The following is an 18,282-nucleotide window of genomic DNA, read 5'->3' on the forward strand; positions in this document are numbered from 1 at the left end:
GGTGGTGAACATGGTCTGCGTCATACATTCATCATGAGCAAGACAAGGGATTGAAATGGATAAACAGCCGGGTGGTATCGCCGTCCTTGGTGAGTGCATGATTGAATTAAGTGGTCAGGCATTCGGAATTCAGCAGCAATCGTTTGGTGGCGATACCTTGAATACCGCCATCTATCTCTCGCGCTTGCTGCCAGAACTAGCTCCCCGTTATGTCACGGCACTGGGGTACGATCACTATAGCGAGGGTATGCTGACTCGCTGGCAAACGGAGGGGGTAGATTGTTCTTTGGTACTACGCGATCGACAACGGCTTCCAGGTATCTATGCCATCGAGATAGATGAGCAAGGAGAGCGTTGCTTCCACTACTGGCGTAGTAGTTCCGCAGCTCGTTTTCTTTGCCAGCATGAGGCGTTTACGACGTGCCTGGACACTCTCCATGGCGTAGATCTGCTCTATCTCTCTGGGATCAGCATTGCCATTTTACCCGAAGAAGATAAAGAGACCCTGATCCAGGCGTTACTCTCTCTGAAATCGGCCGGTGTAACCATTGCGTTTGATTCTAACTATCGTCCTCGGTTATGGCACGATGCAGCTCATGCTGCCATCTGGATTAATAGACTGTACCAACTTTGTGATATTGCCCTAGTGACCGCTGATGATGAGTACTTGCTATTAGGGGAAGTCCAGAGTGCAGAGCAGATTATTGAGCGCCTGCATGGCCTCGGGATTAACCAAGTCATCATCAAACTGGGTAAAGAGGGGGCCATGTGGTCTGAGTCCGAAGAGGGACGTGGATTGTGCAAAGGCGAGTTAGTTGAGCGCGTGGTTGATACAACCGCTGCGGGAGATTCATTTAATGCGGGATATCTGGCTGCACGATACCGTGGTTTACCTGTAGCGACCTGTTGCCAGTGGGGTAATTGGGTCGCTGCAGAAGTTATTCAGCACCGGGGAGCCATCATTGATCGCCACCACATTGAGACATTGATTACGGAGTTGAAACCATAATGAGTCGCTGGCAAGAGAAGTTGGGAATGTTGAAGGTTGTTCCTGTCATACAGATCGACAATGCCATGGATGCGCCCATGTTGGGACGTACTCTGGCAGAGCATGGTTTACCTGCTGCCGAGATTACGTTTCGGACCCCTGCCGCGGCAGAAGCCATTCGTCAGATCAAGGCCACGACTCCGGATATTATCCTGTGTGCGGGGACTGTATTGACACGGGAACAAGCGGATCTGGCTATCCATGCTGGTGCGGACTTTGTGATAAGCCCGGGGTTGAATCCGAATATCGTTAAATACTGCCACGATTCAGGGATCGGGATCATTCCTGGCGTGAATAATCCTAGTCAAATAGAACAGGGATTGGAGCTAGGGCTTGAACTGCTGAAATTTTTTCCGGCAGAAGCATCTGGTGGTGTGGCCATGCTAAAAGCCATGGCGGGGCCTTATCCGCAAGTACGGTTTATGCCTACCGGAGGGGTCAAGTTGAGCAATCTCATGAGTTATCTGGCGTTACCACAAGTTCTCGCCTGTGGTGGTACCTGGATTGCTACGCCTGCAGCTATTAATGCTCACGATTGGTCGACTATTGGTAAAAATGTCAAAGAAATTATGGCTATGTTATCAGAGGGGTCCGTATGAGTGGTGCCAAGCGTGTTGCTGTGCTGCTGGCAGATGGGTTTGAAGAGGGCGAAGCAGTTGTCTTCATCGATATCATGCGCAGGCTGGATATTCATGTTGATGTGCTCTCCTGTATGGTAACGACGAAATTGGCCACATATTTTGGTACCCGAATTGAGGCTGATACTACGCTGGATGACAATGCAGACATTTTATATGATGCTGTCATGATGCCAGGTGGCCCGAAAGGTACTGATAATTTATTTTCTTCTCAAGCTGTCCATTTTTTTTTGACACGGCATATCGCTAACAACAAGCTGATTTGTGCTCTCTGTTCTTCAGGTGCTAAGGTACTGGCGGCTCACCATCTGTTGCAACACCATCACTATACCTGTGGGGGAGGGTTGGAGAAAAAATTTTCCGATGGTGTTTTTGTCGATAACAAAGTAGTTGTTGATGGGCAATTTATCAGCGGCAAAGGGCTCGGCGTCAGTTTTGAGTTTGCTTTTACCGTGGCATCTTATCTGTTGAGCGATAGTCAAAACAAAGTTGATTGGCAAGCCGAGCATATCTATTTTGATCACTGGCCGCTGCCAGAATAGGATAGCTTCCTCTATTTTATCGAAATAACAGACTCAACCAAGCAGTTATAAAAGCCATCTCCGCGTAGATGGCTTTTTTATCCTATATGTTAGCAGTTTCTTTTGATCTCTGTATACATTCTACTTCTGAAAGTGACAATAATATCATTGTCTTTCGATATGCTTCGATTATGATTTTGTGTGATCTGGTGCACGTTGGTTTTTGTTTCGATGGGTTACGATTAGGCTGATTTGAAATTAAGTGAAATAGCACACCAATATATCCCATCATTTCAGGAGTGAAGCATGTCTATCTCTCGGCGTGAGTTGCTGAAGGGGCTGGCGGCAACTAGCGCAGTCGCAGCGACTTCATTGATTTCAGGATGCCAAGCGTCAACTACAAGAATGGCATCTACTGGACGCATAAATGGAAAAACAAACTTATTAATAGTGTTCCCTGATGAGATGAGAGCTCAAGCTCTTGAATTTATGGAGCAGGATCCATCAATAACACCAAATTTGAATCGGTTCGCCAAGGAAGGGGTGGTGCTTCGCCAAGCTGTATCCAATTTTCCACTTTGTACCCCATTTCGTGGCATGTTAATGACAGGGCAATATCCATATCGCAATGGAATACAGGGTAATAGTCATACCGGGGTACCTGGTCAGTTTGGTGGAAAAGACTTTGGTATTGAGTTGAAGAAAAACTCAGTGACTTGGTCAGATATATTGAGTCAGCAAGGCTATTCAATGGGGTATATCGGTAAGTGGCACCTTGATGCACCCAGTGCACCTTTTATTCCCAGTTATAATAATCCCATGGAGGGCCGTTATTGGAACGATTGGACTGCTCCTGATCGTCGGCATGGTTTCGATTTTTGGTATTCATACGGAACATATGATAAGCATATGTCACCCATGTATTGGACCAATGACACGCCCCGTGAAAGTCCATTGAAAATACAACAATGGAGTCCAGAACATGAGGCTGATACTGCAATAAAATATTTGCGTAATGAAAATAATGCATATCGCGATAAAAACAAACCATTTGCACTTGTTGTATCAATGAATCCACCACATTCGCCCTATGATGAGGTTCCTCAAAAATATCTGGATGAATACAAGGGGAAGACATCTAAGCAATTGAATATTCGGCCTAACGTTCAATGGAATAAAGACTACTTAGAAGGATATGGACCGCAGTATTTCAAAGAATATATGGCAATGGTTCATGGGGTGGATGAGCAATTTGGTCGTATCTTGGATGAATTAGACCGGCAAGGGTTAGCCAATGACACCTTGGTCGTTTTTTTCTCTGATCACGGCAGTTGCATGGGCTCAAACGGGGAGCCAACAAAAAATGTTCACTATGAGGAATCAATACGTATTCCTATGATCTTCAGGTTGCCAGGAAAATTAAATCCTAAACAGGATGACTTACTTTTTTCTGCCCCTGATATTTATCCGACAATATTTGGATTGCTTGGTTTTGAGTCATTGATCCCAGATACAGTGGAAGGTACAAATTACGTAAAAACATTGATGGGGGAGAGTGGTGATGTCATGCCAACATCACAACTGTACACCTTTATGCCATATGGCGCTCAATCATATGGGCGACGTGGTATCAGAACAGATAGATATACGTTGGTGATCGACAGGAAGATCGGTAAACCATTAGTATTTGTTTTGCATGATAATAATACTGACCCATATCAATTTAATAATATTGCAGATGATAATGTTGAATTGGTGAATGAATTAATTGAGAAAGAGCTAATGCCATGGTTGGAGCACACCGGTGATCCATGGCGGCCAACCGAGGTGCCGATTGGTATTTTGAAAGCATATTCCTGACTATATAAATACAATATAACGGAGTTATTACTATGAAGTGCTATATTAAGTTTTTGCCTTTAGCTATATTCTCGCTATCAATCCATCAAGCATTAGCAAATGATTACAAAACAACCGTTGAATATCGTCATGGATATGCAGATGGTTCCAAGAAAAATGATGACAGATTTAAAATATATGTGGATACAGGTAAAAATATTGGATTTGAGTTAGATGCTCGTTATGGAAATAGTAATCCATCTCAGGTTTTTGATTCCACGTATCTTGATGGTTCCGAGTTGTGTGCATTTTACTATAAGGCTTTGAATAAAAACTTAACAGGTTTGGTTGGCACTTCATTCGATGTTTCTTCCAGTGGTGCCGTTCATATTCCATTTGTTCGTTTAAACTATCGTTTTGACAATGGATTCAGAATTCAGGGTCGTTACAAATGGAAATTCTGGGATTATGAAATGACTAATCCTCAAACCAATATAGGATATCGATCAAAAATTCAAGAGTTTGATACTTGGGTGGGTTATAAATATAATCAGTGGGACTTTGAATATCAACTTGATGTGTTTAAGCAAATGACTGATGGAGCCATGCCTGAATTCAATGGTAAGGATTATGATACACAGCATAATATTAAAGTGAGTTATGCATGGGATAGTAATTGGAAGCCATTTGTAGAAGTCGGTAATGTCAGGGAAGACCGCTATATCAGTAATCGTCAGACTCGATATCGTATCGGTATAAAATACACATGGTAAGTTGCTATTAATTCGGTGGCTTTGGGCTGGCTATCAGGCTAGCCTATTTTAAATTAATCAGAGTGAGGTTGGTATGGTTTCATTAAGGAAGCTTTTGATATTGATTTCGTTTATGAGTAACGCCGTATATTCTTATGATCTTGCTCCTGATTTCAAAGTGCTAGCAGATCGCTGGACCGAGTCCAGTATCGGTGTTGCTGGACAGAGTTACGATAGCAATCAACAACGCATGATAAATTCTATTCAATCTGATGCTGGTAGCAGATGGGCCAGCATGAATAAAGGTGAGGGTAGGAGTTATCTTTGGGAAGATTTGCCATTCGATTATGATAATGGTAAAAATAAACTTGGCGTTAATATAAGAAGTTCAATCCTAAGACTATATACAATGTCTAGGGCTTTCAGATTACTAGGTCAATATCAAAATGATCAAAAATTATTAAACGATACAATTGCAGCCCTTGATTATCTTGTGGAAGAGCACTATCGCATAGGGGCTCAAGAGTATGGTAATTGGTGGGAATGGGAAATTGGAGTGCCTAAAGCGTTAAATGACATTGTTGCACTTTTATATCCTTACTTAACGCCTGAGCAACAAGAAATATACATGTCAGCTAGCCGCTATTTCTCTCCATATCCAGATCGTAATGGCTCCGGTCCTGGTGCAGGTGCATCAAGTAACCCGAATGAAAGGGAAGCGACTGGTGGTAATAGAACAGACATGGTACAAATAGTAATTGTTCGTGGAGTTCTTTCTGAAAATGAAGGTGAAATAAATAAGTCACTGACTGTATTGCCACAAGTTTTAGATATTGTTGAAAATGGAGATGGTTTTTATCATGACAATTCATTTATCCAACATAATGATATTCCTTATACCGGAACATATGGAAATGTGCTGCTAGAGGGAGTTGGAAAGGTTATGAATTTGATGTCTGGTTCGAAATGGCCCGCTAGTGATCCTAAATTGCTAAGGGTTTACGATGTTATGTCAAATGCATTTGTGCCTTTCTTGTATATGGGGCAGATGCTAGACATGCAAAGTGGGCGTGCCATTGCTCGTGGTGATCGACAGAATCATGTAGAAGGCCATGGTGTGCTCACGTCAATGGTTCGATTTTTAGATGGTGCAACACAAGAGCAGCGTAATAAGCTTGGTGGAGTAATTAAAAAACAAATACTAGATGATACATCTAGGGACTTCTTTTATAACCAATCAGATTTTGCTGTATATAACAAAGCGAAAAATCTTTTGTCAGATGATAACATTCCATCTGCAAGTAATTTAAATGGTGCCTGGTTGTATCCAGATATGGACAGATTCATTTTTCATGGGAAGGGGTTTGCATTTGGTATTTCGCTTCACTCTTTCCGAATAGGTAATTTTGAGTGCATGAATGATGAAAACAAAAAAGGGTGGTTTACTGGTGATGGTGCGACCTACTTATATGATGGCGACCTGTTGCAATATACTGATTATTGGCCAATAATAAATCCATATTTTATTTCTGGGACAACGGTTGATTTATCATTAAAATTAGATGATTGTACAAATTCAAATAAGGTGGCCGCCCGAGTTGGTGTGAATAAAAATGAAAATATGAAGTGGGTTGGAGGGGCTAAATCAGAGAGGGAGTCTGCTGTTGGTTCTGAATTTTATAATCACGATGATACGTTAACCGCACTAAAGTCTTGGTTTATGTTCAATAACAAAATTGTTGCATTAGGCTCTGATGTAAAAAGTTCTAGCACAAATTCTGTTGCGACAATCATTGATAACAAAAAGCTAAATGAAACCGGATCTAATATAATATCTATTAATGGAATGCAGTTAAGTAATCTTCCAGAAATGAATGTGAATATTAATGCTGTTGAAACAATATTCATAGAAGGGAATGTTAAGAATGCAAGTGTTGGATATTTCCTGCCAAGTAAACCGATAGTATCTGTAGATAAAAATCATGTTACCTCAAACTGGAATAATATTGGAACTCTGAATAAAAATGTGAGTGGATACGCATTTTCTATGCGGATTCCTCACGAAATTAATGGAGGGGGATATCAGTATGTCATTATTCCTGGAATTAGCCAGAGTGAACTGTCAGACTACGCTGCAGCACCAGACTTTTCTATTTTAAAGCAAGATAAATCGGGCCATGTTATAGATATAGGTAACGGTAGTAGGTATTTGGCAAATATATGGGGTGACGGTCCGGTATCTATTGATGAAATGATTGTGTCGAAACCTTCATCAATTATTTATAGCCGAGATGGAAATGTATTGACTGTTAACATTAGCGATCCGACAAGATCGCAACTGTCAATAGATTTTGAAATGCAGAATAATAGTTGGACGGTCTCTACTGACGTAGATGGTCGAGTTAGCCCTACGCAAAAAAATGGTTTCAATGTTAATCTTGAAGGGCTACGTGGTGGAACGTATAGTTTCTTTTTAACAAAAAAACATTATTAATAAGCTTGGCTATAAGTGGCATCGATTTTATATCGATGCCACATGTGAGATGAGAAAGTATTATTTAAATTAGAGAGTTTTGTTTTTTTAAATAAAAGATGGTTGTTAATCGGTAAGTTGACATTGAATATCCCCCAGTTCCCTAGACACCTTACAGCTTTAAAATGAGGAAATTATTGGAGGTGTTGTGACCCATCAGTGTTATCCAGCAACATTCAAAATCGAAGCTGTGAAACAAGTCACCGAGTGCGGCCTGAATCGCCCCGGCTTCTCTAGACACTTCTGAGCCGTTCGAAATATTGCTTTTCACACTCTACTGGCGATAGCCCGTTGTTGAAACTGTGCCGGCGCTTGGGGTTGTAAAACATTTCAATGTAATCGAACACATCCTGTCGGGCTTCCTCGCGATCCGCATAGGTTCTACGTCGGATCCGCTCGCGTTTGAGGAGCTGGAAGAAACTCTCCGCCACCGCGTTATCATGGCAATTGCCGCGCCTGCTCATGCTGGCCTTGAGCTGGTTTTCCCGCAAAAATCCTGCCAGTCATAGCTGCTAAACTGGCTCCCTTGGTCGGAATGAACCAGCACTTCTTGTTCGGGTCGCCGTCGCCACACCGCCATCAGGAACGCACTGATGGCCAGCTCTCGGTCTATCCGCTGCCCCATCGACCAACCAATGACGTGTCGTGAGAACAAATCCAATACCACAGCCAGATAGAGCCAGCCTTCATGCGTGCGAATGTAGGTGATATCCGTTACCCAGACCTTATTGGGCTCGGTCACATCGAACTGGCGTTCCAAATGATTCGGTGCAACCACCGTTGGCCGGCCACCATAATGGCCTGGACGGCGGTGATAGCCGGTTTGTGAACGTAACCCTTCATGTCGCATTAATCGCGCCACCCGGTGCTTGCCACAGGTCTCGCCCATTTCTCGCAGGTCATCCCGGATCTTGCGATAACCATAGACGCCTCCGCTTTCTAGCCAACATTGCTTGATCTGGCCCAGGAGGCGTTTATCCTCCTGTGCTCGGGTAGGTAAGGGCTGTCGCTGCCAAGCGTCATAACCGCTCGGGTGGACATTCATCATCCGGCACAGTCTGCGGACAGGATGCGTGGACTCGTGTTCCCGGATGAAGGCGTACCTTAACCTGACAGCTTGGCAAAGTACGCGGCGGCCTTTTTTAAGATATCTCGCTCATCGGTGACGCGGCGCAATTTGGCCTTGAGGCGGCGGATCTCGGCTTGCTGGCTGGACTCATACTGCTGCACGTCGGGCTGGCTATAGCGTTTGATCCAGGCGTAAAGACTATGGCTGGAAACACCAAGTCGCTCGGCGACCTCTGCCACTGGGTAATGGCGCTCAGTCACCTGCTTGACGGCGGCCAGTTTAAATTCTTCCGTGTAACGTTGCTGCTTGCTCATAACACCTCCTGAATGACCTCAGTTTGAGGCTCTTGAGGTGTCTAGGAAAGTAGGGGCGATTCAGTTCTGTCTATGTGTAGGAGGAATAAAATAAATTATGCTGCGTTTTGGGGACCAGAAGCTGCATAAATATATTCTATCTACATCAGGTAGATAAGCGTTGTGGTATGTATGGTATTTTCGAAGATATATCTTGTTTTTCGCGTAAGAGCTGCTTTATAAGCAGTCTATAGAAAATAGAAAGAGGTATGGGGTGGCTGATGGGGCTCGAACCCACGACAACCGGAATCACAATCCGGGACTCTACCAACTGAGCTACAGCCACCACTGAAAATTTCCATTAATACTGTCCATCCCTGGGAGGGAGGATTCATTAATGGTGCGCCCTGCAGGATTCGAACCTGCGACCCACGGCTTAGAAGGCCGTTGCTCTATCCGACTGAGCTAAGGGCGCTCTGTATCGATCAGCCAAGGTGGCTCATCGATGAACTTGGTCGGTGATAAAGGATTCGAACCTTTGACCCTCTGGTCCCAAACCAGATGCGCTACCGGGCTGCGCTAATCACCGAAAATTTCTTGTCCAGCATACCGATAGCGGTGGTACTGGGCAACGGGCGGGCATCATACCCAAGCGGGAAAGGCAGCGTCAACGTATTTTTCCGCTAGTAAATTCAAGTGCCTACTTATTGCCCGCCCAGCGAGCGTTGCTAACACCCGCGCCAAAAAAATGCGACAATGCGCGGCAGTTGAACACATGGTGAGTGAAGAACGATGTCTGCCAAAATCATTGATGGAAAACAGGTTGCGCAAACGATTCGCAATCAGGTCGCAGCGCAAGTCCAACAGCGGTTGGCACAAGGGAAACGGGCGCCAGGTCTGGCGGTGATCCTGGTCGGAGTGGATCCGGCTTCTCAGGTCTATGTCGGCAGCAAGCGCCGCGCCTGTGAAGAGGTGGGGTTTATCTCCCGCTCTTACGATCTGAGCGCGACGGCGAGCCAGGAAGAGCTGCTGGCTCTGATCGATCGTCTCAATGATGATGCGGACGTAGACGGCATTCTGGTGCAACTGCCGCTGCCGGCCCATTGTGATACGACTCAGGTGCTGGAGCGTATTCGTCCCGACAAGGACGTGGATGGCTTCCATCCGTACAACGTGGGCCGTCTGGCGCAACGTATTCCGGCGCTGCGCCCCTGTACGCCCAAGGGCATCATGACGCTGATTGAGGCTACGGGTGTCAAGACACACGGTCTGCATGCGGTAGTGGTCGGGGCATCCAATATTGTGGGGCGCCCGATGACGCTGGAGCTGCTGCTGGCCGGTTGTACTACGACCACTTGTCACCGTTTCACTCAGGATCTGGAAGATCAGGTTCGTCGCGCCGACTTGCTGGTCGTGGCCGTGGGCAAGCCGAACTTCATTCCGGGGGAGTGGATCAAGCCGGGGGCCCTGGTGATCGACGTGGGCATCAATCGTCTGGCTGACGGTTCTCTGGTGGGGGATGTGGAGTTCGAGACGGCGCGTAATCACGCCTCCTTCATCACACCGGTTCCGGGGGGGGTTGGTCCCATGACGGTGGCTAGCCTGATGGAAAACACCCTGAGTGCCTGCCAGGACTACCACGACCAAGCCCTGTAATGGTCGATGAAGCCCGCGTCTGACGGGCTTCACGCTCGCAATCGCGCAGCGCAATAAAAAACCCGGCGACCTTGCGGTTAGCCGGGTTTTTTATTTATCCAGTTTGACTCTTACATGTTCTGTGCTTCGTTTGGCACGATGACAGAGGCGTGATTTCCTTTCGGCCCCTGCTGCAGTTCGAAGTTGACTGCCTGACCTGCTTTCAAGGTCTTGTAACCTTCCATTTGTATCGTGGAGTAGTGGGCGAAGATATCTTCACCACCCCCTTCCGGACAGATAAACCCAAATCCTTTTGCGTTGTTAAACCACTTGACTGTTCCGGTTGCCATACATCTACATCCTTTTATTGATTACCCTGAAGTCGTTGAGTAACCTGCGCCAGCCCTTTATAACTAGTAGCATAAGCCCATAGCAGACGGGCGCCGATTAGCAAGTAACCAATCTAGTCTAACTTTTGAGCGAGTCAAGGAGTTGTTAACAACTGATGTGATCTGGTTAACAAGTCTATTGACAATCTTGTGTTAGACGGTAGTAATCTAGAGGTACCGAAGCGCGATTATGAGCAAGCAGAAAGAACTCTTTGCTAATGAAGAGATTGCACAAGCAGAGAAAACGAAGCTGCAACCGCCACCCATGTACAAGGTCGTCCTGAACAACGACGACTACACACCGATGGAGTTTGTGGTGGAGGTGCTGCAAAAGTTCTTTGGCATGGATTTGGACAAGGCCACCCAAGTGATGCTGAGTGTGCATTATAGTGGTAAGGGAGTCTGTGGCACGTTCACCGCCGAGATTGCCGAAACCAAAGTGGTCCAGGTCAACACCTATTCACGTAACAACGAACATCCACTGCTGTGTACCATGGAAAAGGCTTGAATCTGATGACTTGATGGCGATGACGACACCACATTGTTGCTGTACTGAGGGGAGGTGCCTATGTTGAATAAAGATCTAGAAAAGACGCTGAACGAGGCTTTCAAACTGGCCCGTGACGAGCGCCACGAATTCATGACCGTCGAGCACCTGTTGTTAGCCCTGTTGGATAACAGCTCAGCCCATGAGGCGCTGAGTTCATGTGGTGCTGATGTGGAACTGATGCGCAAAGAGATCAGCGCATTCATCAGTCAAACAACCCCGCTGATTCCCCGCGATGATGAAGACAGAGAAACCCAACCCACGCTTGGCTTCCAACGGGTGCTGCAGCGTGCCGTATTCCATGTCCAGTCTTCTGGTAATACCGAAGTCAGCGGCGCCAACGTGCTGGTCGCCATCTTCAGCGAGCAGGAGTCCCAGGCGGCCTATTTCCTGAAGAAAGCCGAGATCAGCAGGCTGGACGTGGTCAATTTCCTCTCCCACGGGGTGCGCAAAGACAGCAAGCCGGATAACAGCGGTAACAACGCCGAGTCTGATGACGATGTCTCTGCCGCCCAGATTGAGAGCTTTGCGACCAACCTGAACCAGCTGGTGCTGGAGGGGCGTATCGACCCGCTCATCGGCCGCGATCAGGAGCTGAGCCGCACCATCCAGGTACTGTGCCGTCGCCGCAAGAATAACCCGCTGCTGGTAGGCGAAGCGGGTGTAGGCAAGACCGCCATCGCCGAAGGACTGGCCTATCGCATCGTCAAGGGGGATGTGCCCGAGGTGATTGCCGGCAGCACCATCTATTCACTCGACATGGGCTCCCTGCTGGCGGGCACCAAATACCGTGGTGACTTCGAGAAGCGCCTCAAGGTGCTGCTCAAACAGATTGAGCGCCAGGAAGGGGCCATTCTGTTCATCGACGAGATCCATACCATCATAGGGGCCGGGGCCGCCTCAGGTGGCCAGCTGGATGCGGCCAACCTCATCAAGCCGTTGCTCTCCAATGGTTTGCTGCGCTGTGTCGGGTCGACGACTTACCAGGAGTATTCCCAGATCTTCGAGAAAGACCGCGCGCTGGCCCGTCGCTTCCAGAAGATCGATATCGTCGAGCCGAGTGTGGATGACACCACTCGCATCCTGATGGGGCTCAAGAGCCGCTACGAATCGCACCACGGTGTACGTTATACCGTTAAGGCGATCCGGGCTGCGGTTGAGCTGTCGGCCAAGTACATCAATGACCGTCATCTGCCTGACAAGGCGATCGACGTGATCGACGAGGCGGGGGCAGGGCAGCGGCTGCTGCCGGTGAGCAAGCGCAAGAAAGTGATCAATGTGCCGGAAATCGAAGCCATAGTCGCCAAGATAGCCCGCATCCCGGAGAAATCAGTCTCTTCCTCCGACAAGGAAGTGCTGAAGAACCTGGAGCGCAACCTCAAGATGGTGGTGTTTGGCCAGGACAAGGCAATCTCTGTGCTGACCGATTCCATCCGCCTGTCACGCTCGGGCCTTGGCAATGAGCGGCGCCCTGTGGGTTGCTTCCTGTTTGCCGGCCCGACCGGGGTGGGCAAGACAGAGGTCACCCAGCAGCTTGGCAAGGCGCTCGGGGTGGAAGTACTGCGTTTTGACATGTCCGAGTACATGGAGCGACACACGGTCTCACGTCTGATTGGCGCGCCTCCCGGCTATGTCGGTTTTGAACAGGGCGGCTTGTTGACCGACTCGGTGCTCAAGCATCCGCACTCAGTGGTGCTGCTGGACGAGATCGAGAAGGCGCACCCTGATGTGTTCAACCTGCTGCTGCAGGTGATGGACAACGGGACCCTGACGGATAACAACGGGCGCAAGGCGGATTTTCGCAACGTGATCCTGGTGATGACCACCAACGCCGGTGTGCAGGAAACCCAGCGCAAGTCCATCGGCTTCCAGCAGCAAGACATGAGCCATGATGCCATGGCGGTGATCAACAAGACGTTCAGCCCGGAATTCCGCAACCGGCTCGATCACACCATCTGGTTCAACCATCTGGACATGACGGTGATCCATCAGGTGGTCGACAAGTTCATTGTCGAGTTGCAGGTACAGCTGGATGCCAAGGGAGTGTCTCTTGAAGTGTCCGAGGGTGTCCGCCACTGGTTGGCCGAGAAGGGATATGACAGGGCCATGGGAGCCAGACCCATGGGACGGGTCATCCAGGAACACCTCAAGAAACCCTTGGCCAATGAGATCCTGTTCGGATCACTGGTTGATGGGGGGGTAGTGAAGGTTGAGTTGGTAAATGACAGCCTCAGCTTTGATTTTCAGGTCAATATTGAAGCTGTCTCCCACTAGGCACCATAGTTAGAAAGCGACAAAAAACCCCAACCGAGAGGTTGGGGTTTTTTGCTGAATTCCTGGCTTAGCGAGAGCGGAAAACAATACGTCCCTTGGAGAGATCGTACGGAGTCAGAGCTACCGTTACTTTGTCCCCAGTCAGGATACGGATGTAGTTTTTGCGCATCTTGCCGGAAATATGAGCGATAACCACGTGACCATTTTCCAGTTCCACACGGAACATGGTATTGGGCAGGGTTTCGAGAATGGTGCCCTGCATCTCAATACTGTCTTCTTTAGCCATTGAATCCTCTTGATAAGCCACAACAAAAATCCGCTGGATCATGCCGGATTTAAGGCTATGTGTAAAGTTTACTCGGGCTTGGTGTCGATATTTTTCCATTCCCCCTGGATCAGGCGCTCGTGGGGCAGGTATTGGCGCTTGTAATTCATCTTGCGACACTCCTCCACCAGATAGCCGAGATACAACCAGGTACGACCCGTACGTCTGGCCAGTTCCAACTGACTCAGGATGGCGAAGGTGCCGAGGGAGCGATCGGCATGGGCCGGATCGAAGAAGGTATACATGGCACTCATGCTGTGGGGCAGCAGGTCCGTGGTGGCGACCCCGATCAAGCGGTTGTCCTTGCGCATCTCCAGATAGAGGGGCGGCATCCAGTCGCAGTGCAAAAAGCCCTTGTACTGGGTTCGGCTGGGGGGATACATGCTGCCATCATGGTGGCGCTGGCGAATGTAGCGCTCGTAGAGCTGATAATATTCGGGTTTGTCGTCGTAGCTGAGTACCAGTTCCAGGTCCTGATTCAACTGGCGTATCCGCTTCTGGCTGCGGCTCGGCACGAAACGCTCGCTGTGGATGCGCAGGGATTGGCAGGCACTGCAGGCGGGGCAGTGAGGTCGATAGATGTCGTTGCCGCTGCGCCGAAATCCCGCCGTCAGCAGCCGCTCATAGCCGCTGGCATTGAGCAGGTTGTGGTCCATCAATACCAGCAGTTGCTCCTGCTCATGGCCCAGATAGCTGCATTGATGCTTGGGGGTCAGCCCTACCTTGAGGATCACTTCTTCTGTCATAGGTTGATGCTCCCCGGTTGCCAGCAGCTCTCCGCCAATGGCTGTCGGCTCAGTTGGGCCAGGGCCGTCAGGAAGGTTACCCTTGGCCACTCCTGGATCCCCATGGTGGCCAGGAAGTCATTTTGCATCTGGCAGTCGATCAGCGCACCGCCGTGGCGGGCGAAGTGCTGGCAGAGCGCCATCATGGCCAGTTTGGCGCCGTTGTCGATGCGACTGAACATGGACTCGCCACAGAAGAGGCGGCCGAGGGAGAGACCATAGAGACCGGCTTGCAGCTGGCCATCCTGCCAGATCTCGACTGAGTGGGCATGGCCAAGGCGGTGAAGTTGTCGATAGGCGTCGATCATGGGCGTGCTTATCCAGGTTCCACTGGCACTGCGACGGGGGGCGGCGCAGGCCGCTATTACCTCATTAAAGGCGCGATTGATGGAAATATCGAATGAGGTACGGCGGATAAATTTGCGCAGGCTGCGATTGACGTGCAACTGTTCCGGAATGATGACCCCTCTGGGATCCGGTGACCACCACAGCAGCGGTTGGTGGGGCTCATTCCACGGGAAGATCCCCTTGTGGTAAGCTGCCAGCAATCGGTCAGGGGAGAGATCCCCCCCGATCGCCAGCAGGCCATTGGGTTCTTCCAGGGCGTGCTCGGGGTCGGGAAACCAGCACAGCGCATCATCCAATTGGGTAAGATAGCGAGACATAAGGCGAAGAGGTTCACAGATGAAGGCCATTATCCTGATAGTATCCAGCTTGTTCTGCTTTGTCACTGCGCCCGCTTGGGCCCAGGTCTACGAGCGCAACACGGCGCGGCCCGTGGATCAGGTGGTGTTTGGCCAGGTCGAAACTGTGCGCAACATCACCCAGCGTCAGATCCTGGAGTCCGAGCACTCCGGCTGGAAAACCCTGGGGGGCGCCGTATTGGGCGGCTTGCTTGGCAACCAGTTTGGCGGCGGCCACGGCCGTGAAATAGCCACCGCAGTCGGCGCGCTGGCCGGGGCGGCTGCGGCGCAGCAGTATCAGTCTGGCGGCACCGTGGTGGAGAACAAGCTGGTGGAGCTGCTCATTCGCAACGAGCAGAACGGGCTCATCAATGTCATTCAGGATTATGATCCTGCCATGGTATTCATGAACGGCGACAAGGTGCGCATCCTCTATTTCAACGATGGGGTGCGGGTCGACAAGACCTATTGAGTGGAACCAGGAAAGAAGTAGGGGGAGAGGGGGAGCAACCCGACGACATCCACAGTGAGGATCCGTCGGGCGGTACTACACGGTGCTCATCTGCCGAGGTCTGCTCAGGCCGATGAGTCCTGAGACACTATCTTGTCGCGACCTGTGTTCTTCGCCTGATAGAGCAGGCGATCCGCCTCGCTCAGTGCCTCGTCCATGGAGACGCGCCCGACCTTGATCACCCCGAAACTGGCGCGAGCAAACAGCGGGATCTCCCGTGACAACGGCTGTTGACGCAGTTGCTGGCGCAGCCCCTCCAGCCGCTTGAGCAGCACAGGTACGGTGCAATGGGGCACCATCAGGGCAAACTCCTCGCCGCCAAAACGGGCGATCATGGCATCGGGGAAGAACTGGGTGAGCAACCGGGTCAGGTGACAAAGCAGCTGATCGCCGATGGCATGACCCCAGTGATCGTTGACCTGCTTGAAGTGATCCACATCGAGCACGCAGAGGGCGAGCGGCGTCTCCTGGCGCTGATGATCCTCAAACCACTTCTGTCCCTCATTGAACCAGTAGCGCCGGTTATAGAGCCCGGTCAGGTAGTCGCGGTTGGCCGACTCCTGAATGCTGTTGAACTGCTCAAGAGCCTCCAGGTTGTGGCTGACCCGGCACTGCAACTCTTCCGGTTCAAACGGCTGGTTGAGAAAGTCGTTGGCGCCCTGTTTGAGGTAGCGGGCGGAGAGGCCGCGCTTGTCTGACACCGAGATCCCTATGATGGCCAGCTGCTGCTTGCTGTAGCGTTCCCGCAGCATGCGCACCAGGCTGATGCCGTCGATCTCCGGCATGTAGTAGTCGACCAGCACCAACCGGATGGCCGGGTTCTGTTCAAGCTGGGCCAGGGCATCGCGGGCATGGCTCGCCTCATGTACCTGCAGCAACTGCTTGCGCAGCTGGGCCATGGTGCGATGACGGGAGGTGCGTGAATCATCGACCACCAAGACCTCAATTTTCTGATTGAGATAGAGGCGATGCACCAGACTGACCGCGTATTGCAGTGAGTGGCGTGAATCCTTCATCACGTAATCCAGCACCCCGGCCTCCAGCCAGGCTTCCCGCTTGTCTTCGCTGATGTCGGCGGTGAGGATCACCACCGGCAGGCCCAGTTCCAGTAGCACCTTGACGGCTTCCCCGCTGGGGGCATCCGGCAGGGTGAGATCGACCAGGGCCACCACATACTCTTCCCCTTGGCAATGACGCGCGCCCTCCAGGGTATCGAACGCATCGATTTCCAGACCTGTTTGTTGTGCTATGGCCTGGATCAACATGCGGCGGATCGTCAGACTGTCTTCGACAATCAATATTTTCTGTTTCATCCGGCTCCTTAAAATAAAAAGGCATGCCTCACGGCATGCCTTTTATATCCCTTGCGCTTATTGCGCGTCCAGATATCGCTCGGCGTCGAGGGCCGCCATGCAGCCGGTGCCGGCAGAGGTGATGGCCTGACGGTAGGTGTGGTCGGCCACATCCCCGGCGGCAAAGACCCCTTCGATGCTGGTCTGGGTGGCAAAGCCGTCCAGCCCGCCGCGTACCTTCAGGTAGCCGTTTTGCATCGCCAGCTGACCATCGAAGATCTGGGTGTTGGGCTGGTGACCGATGGCGATGAAGACCCCCATCAGCGGCAGCTCTGAGGTGGTCTCATCCTGGGTGCTGCGCAGACGCACGCCGGTCACGCCCATCTGATCGCCCAGCACTTCGTCCAGGGTCTGGTGGGTGTGCAGCACTATGTTGCCACTCGCTACCTTGTCGTGCAGACGCTTGATCAGGATCTTCTCGGCGCGGAACTCGTCGCGGCGGTGAATGAGGTGCACCTTCTTGGCGATGTTGGCCAGATAGAGCGCCTCTTCTACGGCCGTGTTGCCGCCGCCGATCACGGCCACTTCCTGGTTGCGATAGAAGAAGCCGTCACAGGTGGCGCAGGCGGAGACGCCGCGGCCCTTGAAGGCCTCTTCGGAAGGCAGCCCCAGGTACTTGGCGGAGGCACCGGTGGCGATGATCAGCGCATCACAGGTGTACTCGGCGCTATCGCCCTTGAGGCGGAACGGACGCTGGGTCAGCTCCACCTCATTGATGTGATCAAACAGGATGCGGGTGTCGAACTTCTCCGCATGCTCTTTCATGCGATCCATCAGGGCCGGACCTGTCAGCCCCTCGGGGTCACCGGGCCAGTTTTCCACTTCGGTGGTGGTGGTCAGCTGACCGCCTTGCTGCATGCCGGTGATGAGCAGGGGATTGAGGTTGGCGCGGGCCGCATAGACGGCGGCGGTGTAACCGGCCGGGCCTGATCCCAGGATCAGCAGTTTGCTGTGAGTGACTTGGCTCATGATGTGATTTCCGAGACGTGATGAGTTTGCGCGATTGTAGGTAATTCGAGATCCGGGGTCAAAGGCCAGTGAGTCGATTGTGGCAATCGACCGTCGGTGCGGGTTGGCGTGCATTCGGG

The 18,282-nt window shown here is 50.5% G+C and carries 16 protein-coding genes, 3 tRNA genes and 1 pseudogene; 10 read left to right on the plus strand and 10 right to left on the minus strand.

The features are described 5' to 3' along the window. The first annotated feature begins 55 nt into the window (after positions 1-55). The 6 genes from IU367_RS09110 to IU367_RS09135 all read left to right on the plus strand — a co-directional run bounded on the left by IU367_RS09110 (position 56) and on the right by IU367_RS09135 (position 7,292). Entirely contained in the window at positions 56-1,009 is a 954-nt protein-coding gene (locus IU367_RS09110) for a sugar kinase (protein WP_274454101.1), read from the plus strand. Then, on the plus strand, positions 1,009-1,647 hold the full coding sequence (locus tag IU367_RS09115; RefSeq protein WP_274454102.1) for a bifunctional 4-hydroxy-2-oxoglutarate aldolase/2-dehydro-3-deoxy-phosphogluconate aldolase: 639 nt from the start codon (positions 1,009-1,011) through the stop codon (positions 1,645-1,647). The genes IU367_RS09110 and IU367_RS09115 overlap by 1 nt, the downstream gene beginning before the upstream one ends. Next, positions 1,644-2,228: a DJ-1/PfpI family protein gene (locus tag IU367_RS09120; RefSeq protein ID WP_274454103.1), complete on the plus strand. Its 585-nt coding sequence runs from the start codon at positions 1,644-1,646 to the stop codon at positions 2,226-2,228. The genes IU367_RS09115 and IU367_RS09120 overlap by 4 nt, the downstream gene beginning before the upstream one ends. Before the next feature lie 285 nt (positions 2,229-2,513). Then, positions 2,514-4,067 (plus strand): sulfatase family protein, encoded by a 1,554-nt coding sequence (locus IU367_RS09125; RefSeq protein ID WP_274454104.1) that lies wholly within the window; start codon positions 2,514-2,516, stop codon positions 4,065-4,067. A 32-nt stretch (positions 4,068-4,099) separates the two neighbouring features. Further along, on the plus strand, positions 4,100-4,819 hold the full coding sequence (locus IU367_RS09130) for an oligogalacturonate-specific porin KdgM family protein (RefSeq protein ID WP_274454105.1): 720 nt from the start codon (positions 4,100-4,102) through the stop codon (positions 4,817-4,819). A gap of 73 nt (positions 4,820-4,892) precedes the next feature. Continuing rightward, positions 4,893-7,292 carry a polysaccharide lyase 8 family protein gene (locus IU367_RS09135; protein WP_274454106.1) on the plus strand — a complete coding sequence of 800 codons (2,400 nt, stop codon included), beginning with the start codon at positions 4,893-4,895 and terminating at the stop codon, positions 7,290-7,292. Between the two features lie 272 nt (positions 7,293-7,564). Here the strand turns inward: IU367_RS09135 and IU367_RS09140 are convergent. The 4 genes and pseudogenes from IU367_RS09140 to IU367_RS09155 form a co-directional block, all read right to left on the minus strand. Further along, positions 7,565-8,714, minus strand: a pseudogene (locus IU367_RS09140) (IS3 family transposase). 249 nt (positions 8,715-8,963) lie between these two features. After that, a tRNA-His gene (locus IU367_RS09145) sits at positions 8,964-9,039 on the minus strand. 52 nt (positions 9,040-9,091) lie between these two features. Further along, positions 9,092-9,168, minus strand: a tRNA-Arg gene (locus IU367_RS09150). A 37-nt stretch (positions 9,169-9,205) separates the two neighbouring features. Beyond that, positions 9,206-9,282: transfer RNA gene (locus IU367_RS09155), tRNA-Pro, on the minus strand. A 203-nt stretch (positions 9,283-9,485) separates the two neighbouring features. Here IU367_RS09155 and folD point away from each other — a divergent pair. Further along, on the plus strand, positions 9,486-10,349 hold the full coding sequence (gene folD, locus IU367_RS09160; protein ID WP_043556841.1) for a bifunctional methylenetetrahydrofolate dehydrogenase/methenyltetrahydrofolate cyclohydrolase FolD: 864 nt from the start codon (positions 9,486-9,488) through the stop codon (positions 10,347-10,349). Positions 10,350-10,459: 110 nt separating this feature from the next. On the opposite strand, the gene cspD is transcribed toward folD, so the two are convergent. Then, a complete protein-coding gene (cspD, locus tag IU367_RS09165) occupies positions 10,460-10,678 on the minus strand; it encodes a cold shock-like protein CspD (protein ID WP_005300025.1) in 219 nt (72 codons plus the stop codon). Between the two features lie 229 nt (positions 10,679-10,907). Between cspD and clpS the strand changes: the two genes are divergently transcribed. Continuing rightward, positions 10,908-11,225, plus strand: a complete 318-nt coding sequence (gene clpS, locus IU367_RS09170; protein WP_005310725.1) for an ATP-dependent Clp protease adapter ClpS — start codon at positions 10,908-10,910, stop codon at positions 11,223-11,225. A gap of 60 nt (positions 11,226-11,285) precedes the next feature. Continuing rightward, on the plus strand, positions 11,286-13,538 hold the full coding sequence (clpA, locus tag IU367_RS09175) for an ATP-dependent Clp protease ATP-binding subunit ClpA (protein ID WP_043556842.1): 2,253 nt from the start codon (positions 11,286-11,288) through the stop codon (positions 13,536-13,538). Positions 13,539-13,605: 67 nt separating this feature from the next. On the opposite strand, the gene infA is transcribed toward clpA, so the two are convergent. From infA to aat, 3 genes are all read right to left on the minus strand, one after another. Continuing rightward, a complete protein-coding gene (infA, locus tag IU367_RS09180) occupies positions 13,606-13,824 on the minus strand; it encodes a translation initiation factor IF-1 (protein WP_005300033.1) in 219 nt (72 codons plus the stop codon). A 68-nt stretch (positions 13,825-13,892) separates the two neighbouring features. Beyond that, positions 13,893-14,609, minus strand: a complete 717-nt coding sequence (locus IU367_RS09185) for an arginyltransferase (RefSeq protein ID WP_043135946.1) — start codon at positions 14,607-14,609, stop codon at positions 13,893-13,895. Beyond that, positions 14,606-15,313 (minus strand): leucyl/phenylalanyl-tRNA--protein transferase, encoded by a 708-nt coding sequence (gene aat, locus IU367_RS09190; RefSeq protein WP_274454107.1) that lies wholly within the window; start codon positions 15,311-15,313, stop codon positions 14,606-14,608. Before aat ends, IU367_RS09185 begins: the two co-directional genes overlap by 4 nt. A gap of 19 nt (positions 15,314-15,332) precedes the next feature. Between aat and IU367_RS09195 the strand changes: the two genes are divergently transcribed. Beyond that, positions 15,333-15,803 carry an outer membrane lipoprotein gene (locus tag IU367_RS09195; protein ID WP_043135952.1) on the plus strand — a complete coding sequence of 157 codons (471 nt, stop codon included), beginning with the start codon at positions 15,333-15,335 and terminating at the stop codon, positions 15,801-15,803. A 104-nt stretch (positions 15,804-15,907) separates the two neighbouring features. Here IU367_RS09195 and IU367_RS09200 read toward each other — a convergent pair whose 3' ends face one another. Then, entirely contained in the window at positions 15,908-17,155 is a 1,248-nt protein-coding gene (locus IU367_RS09200) for a diguanylate cyclase (RefSeq protein WP_043135955.1), read from the minus strand. A gap of 57 nt (positions 17,156-17,212) precedes the next feature. Beyond that, positions 17,213-18,163 (minus strand): thioredoxin-disulfide reductase, encoded by a 951-nt coding sequence (gene trxB / locus IU367_RS09205; RefSeq protein WP_241279054.1) that lies wholly within the window; start codon positions 18,161-18,163, stop codon positions 17,213-17,215. Positions 18,164-18,282 lie beyond the last annotated feature (119 nt).

This window comes from Aeromonas bestiarum (assembly GCF_028751155.1).
In the GTDB taxonomy this organism is placed as follows: Bacteria; Pseudomonadota; Gammaproteobacteria; order Enterobacterales; family Aeromonadaceae; genus Aeromonas; species Aeromonas bestiarum.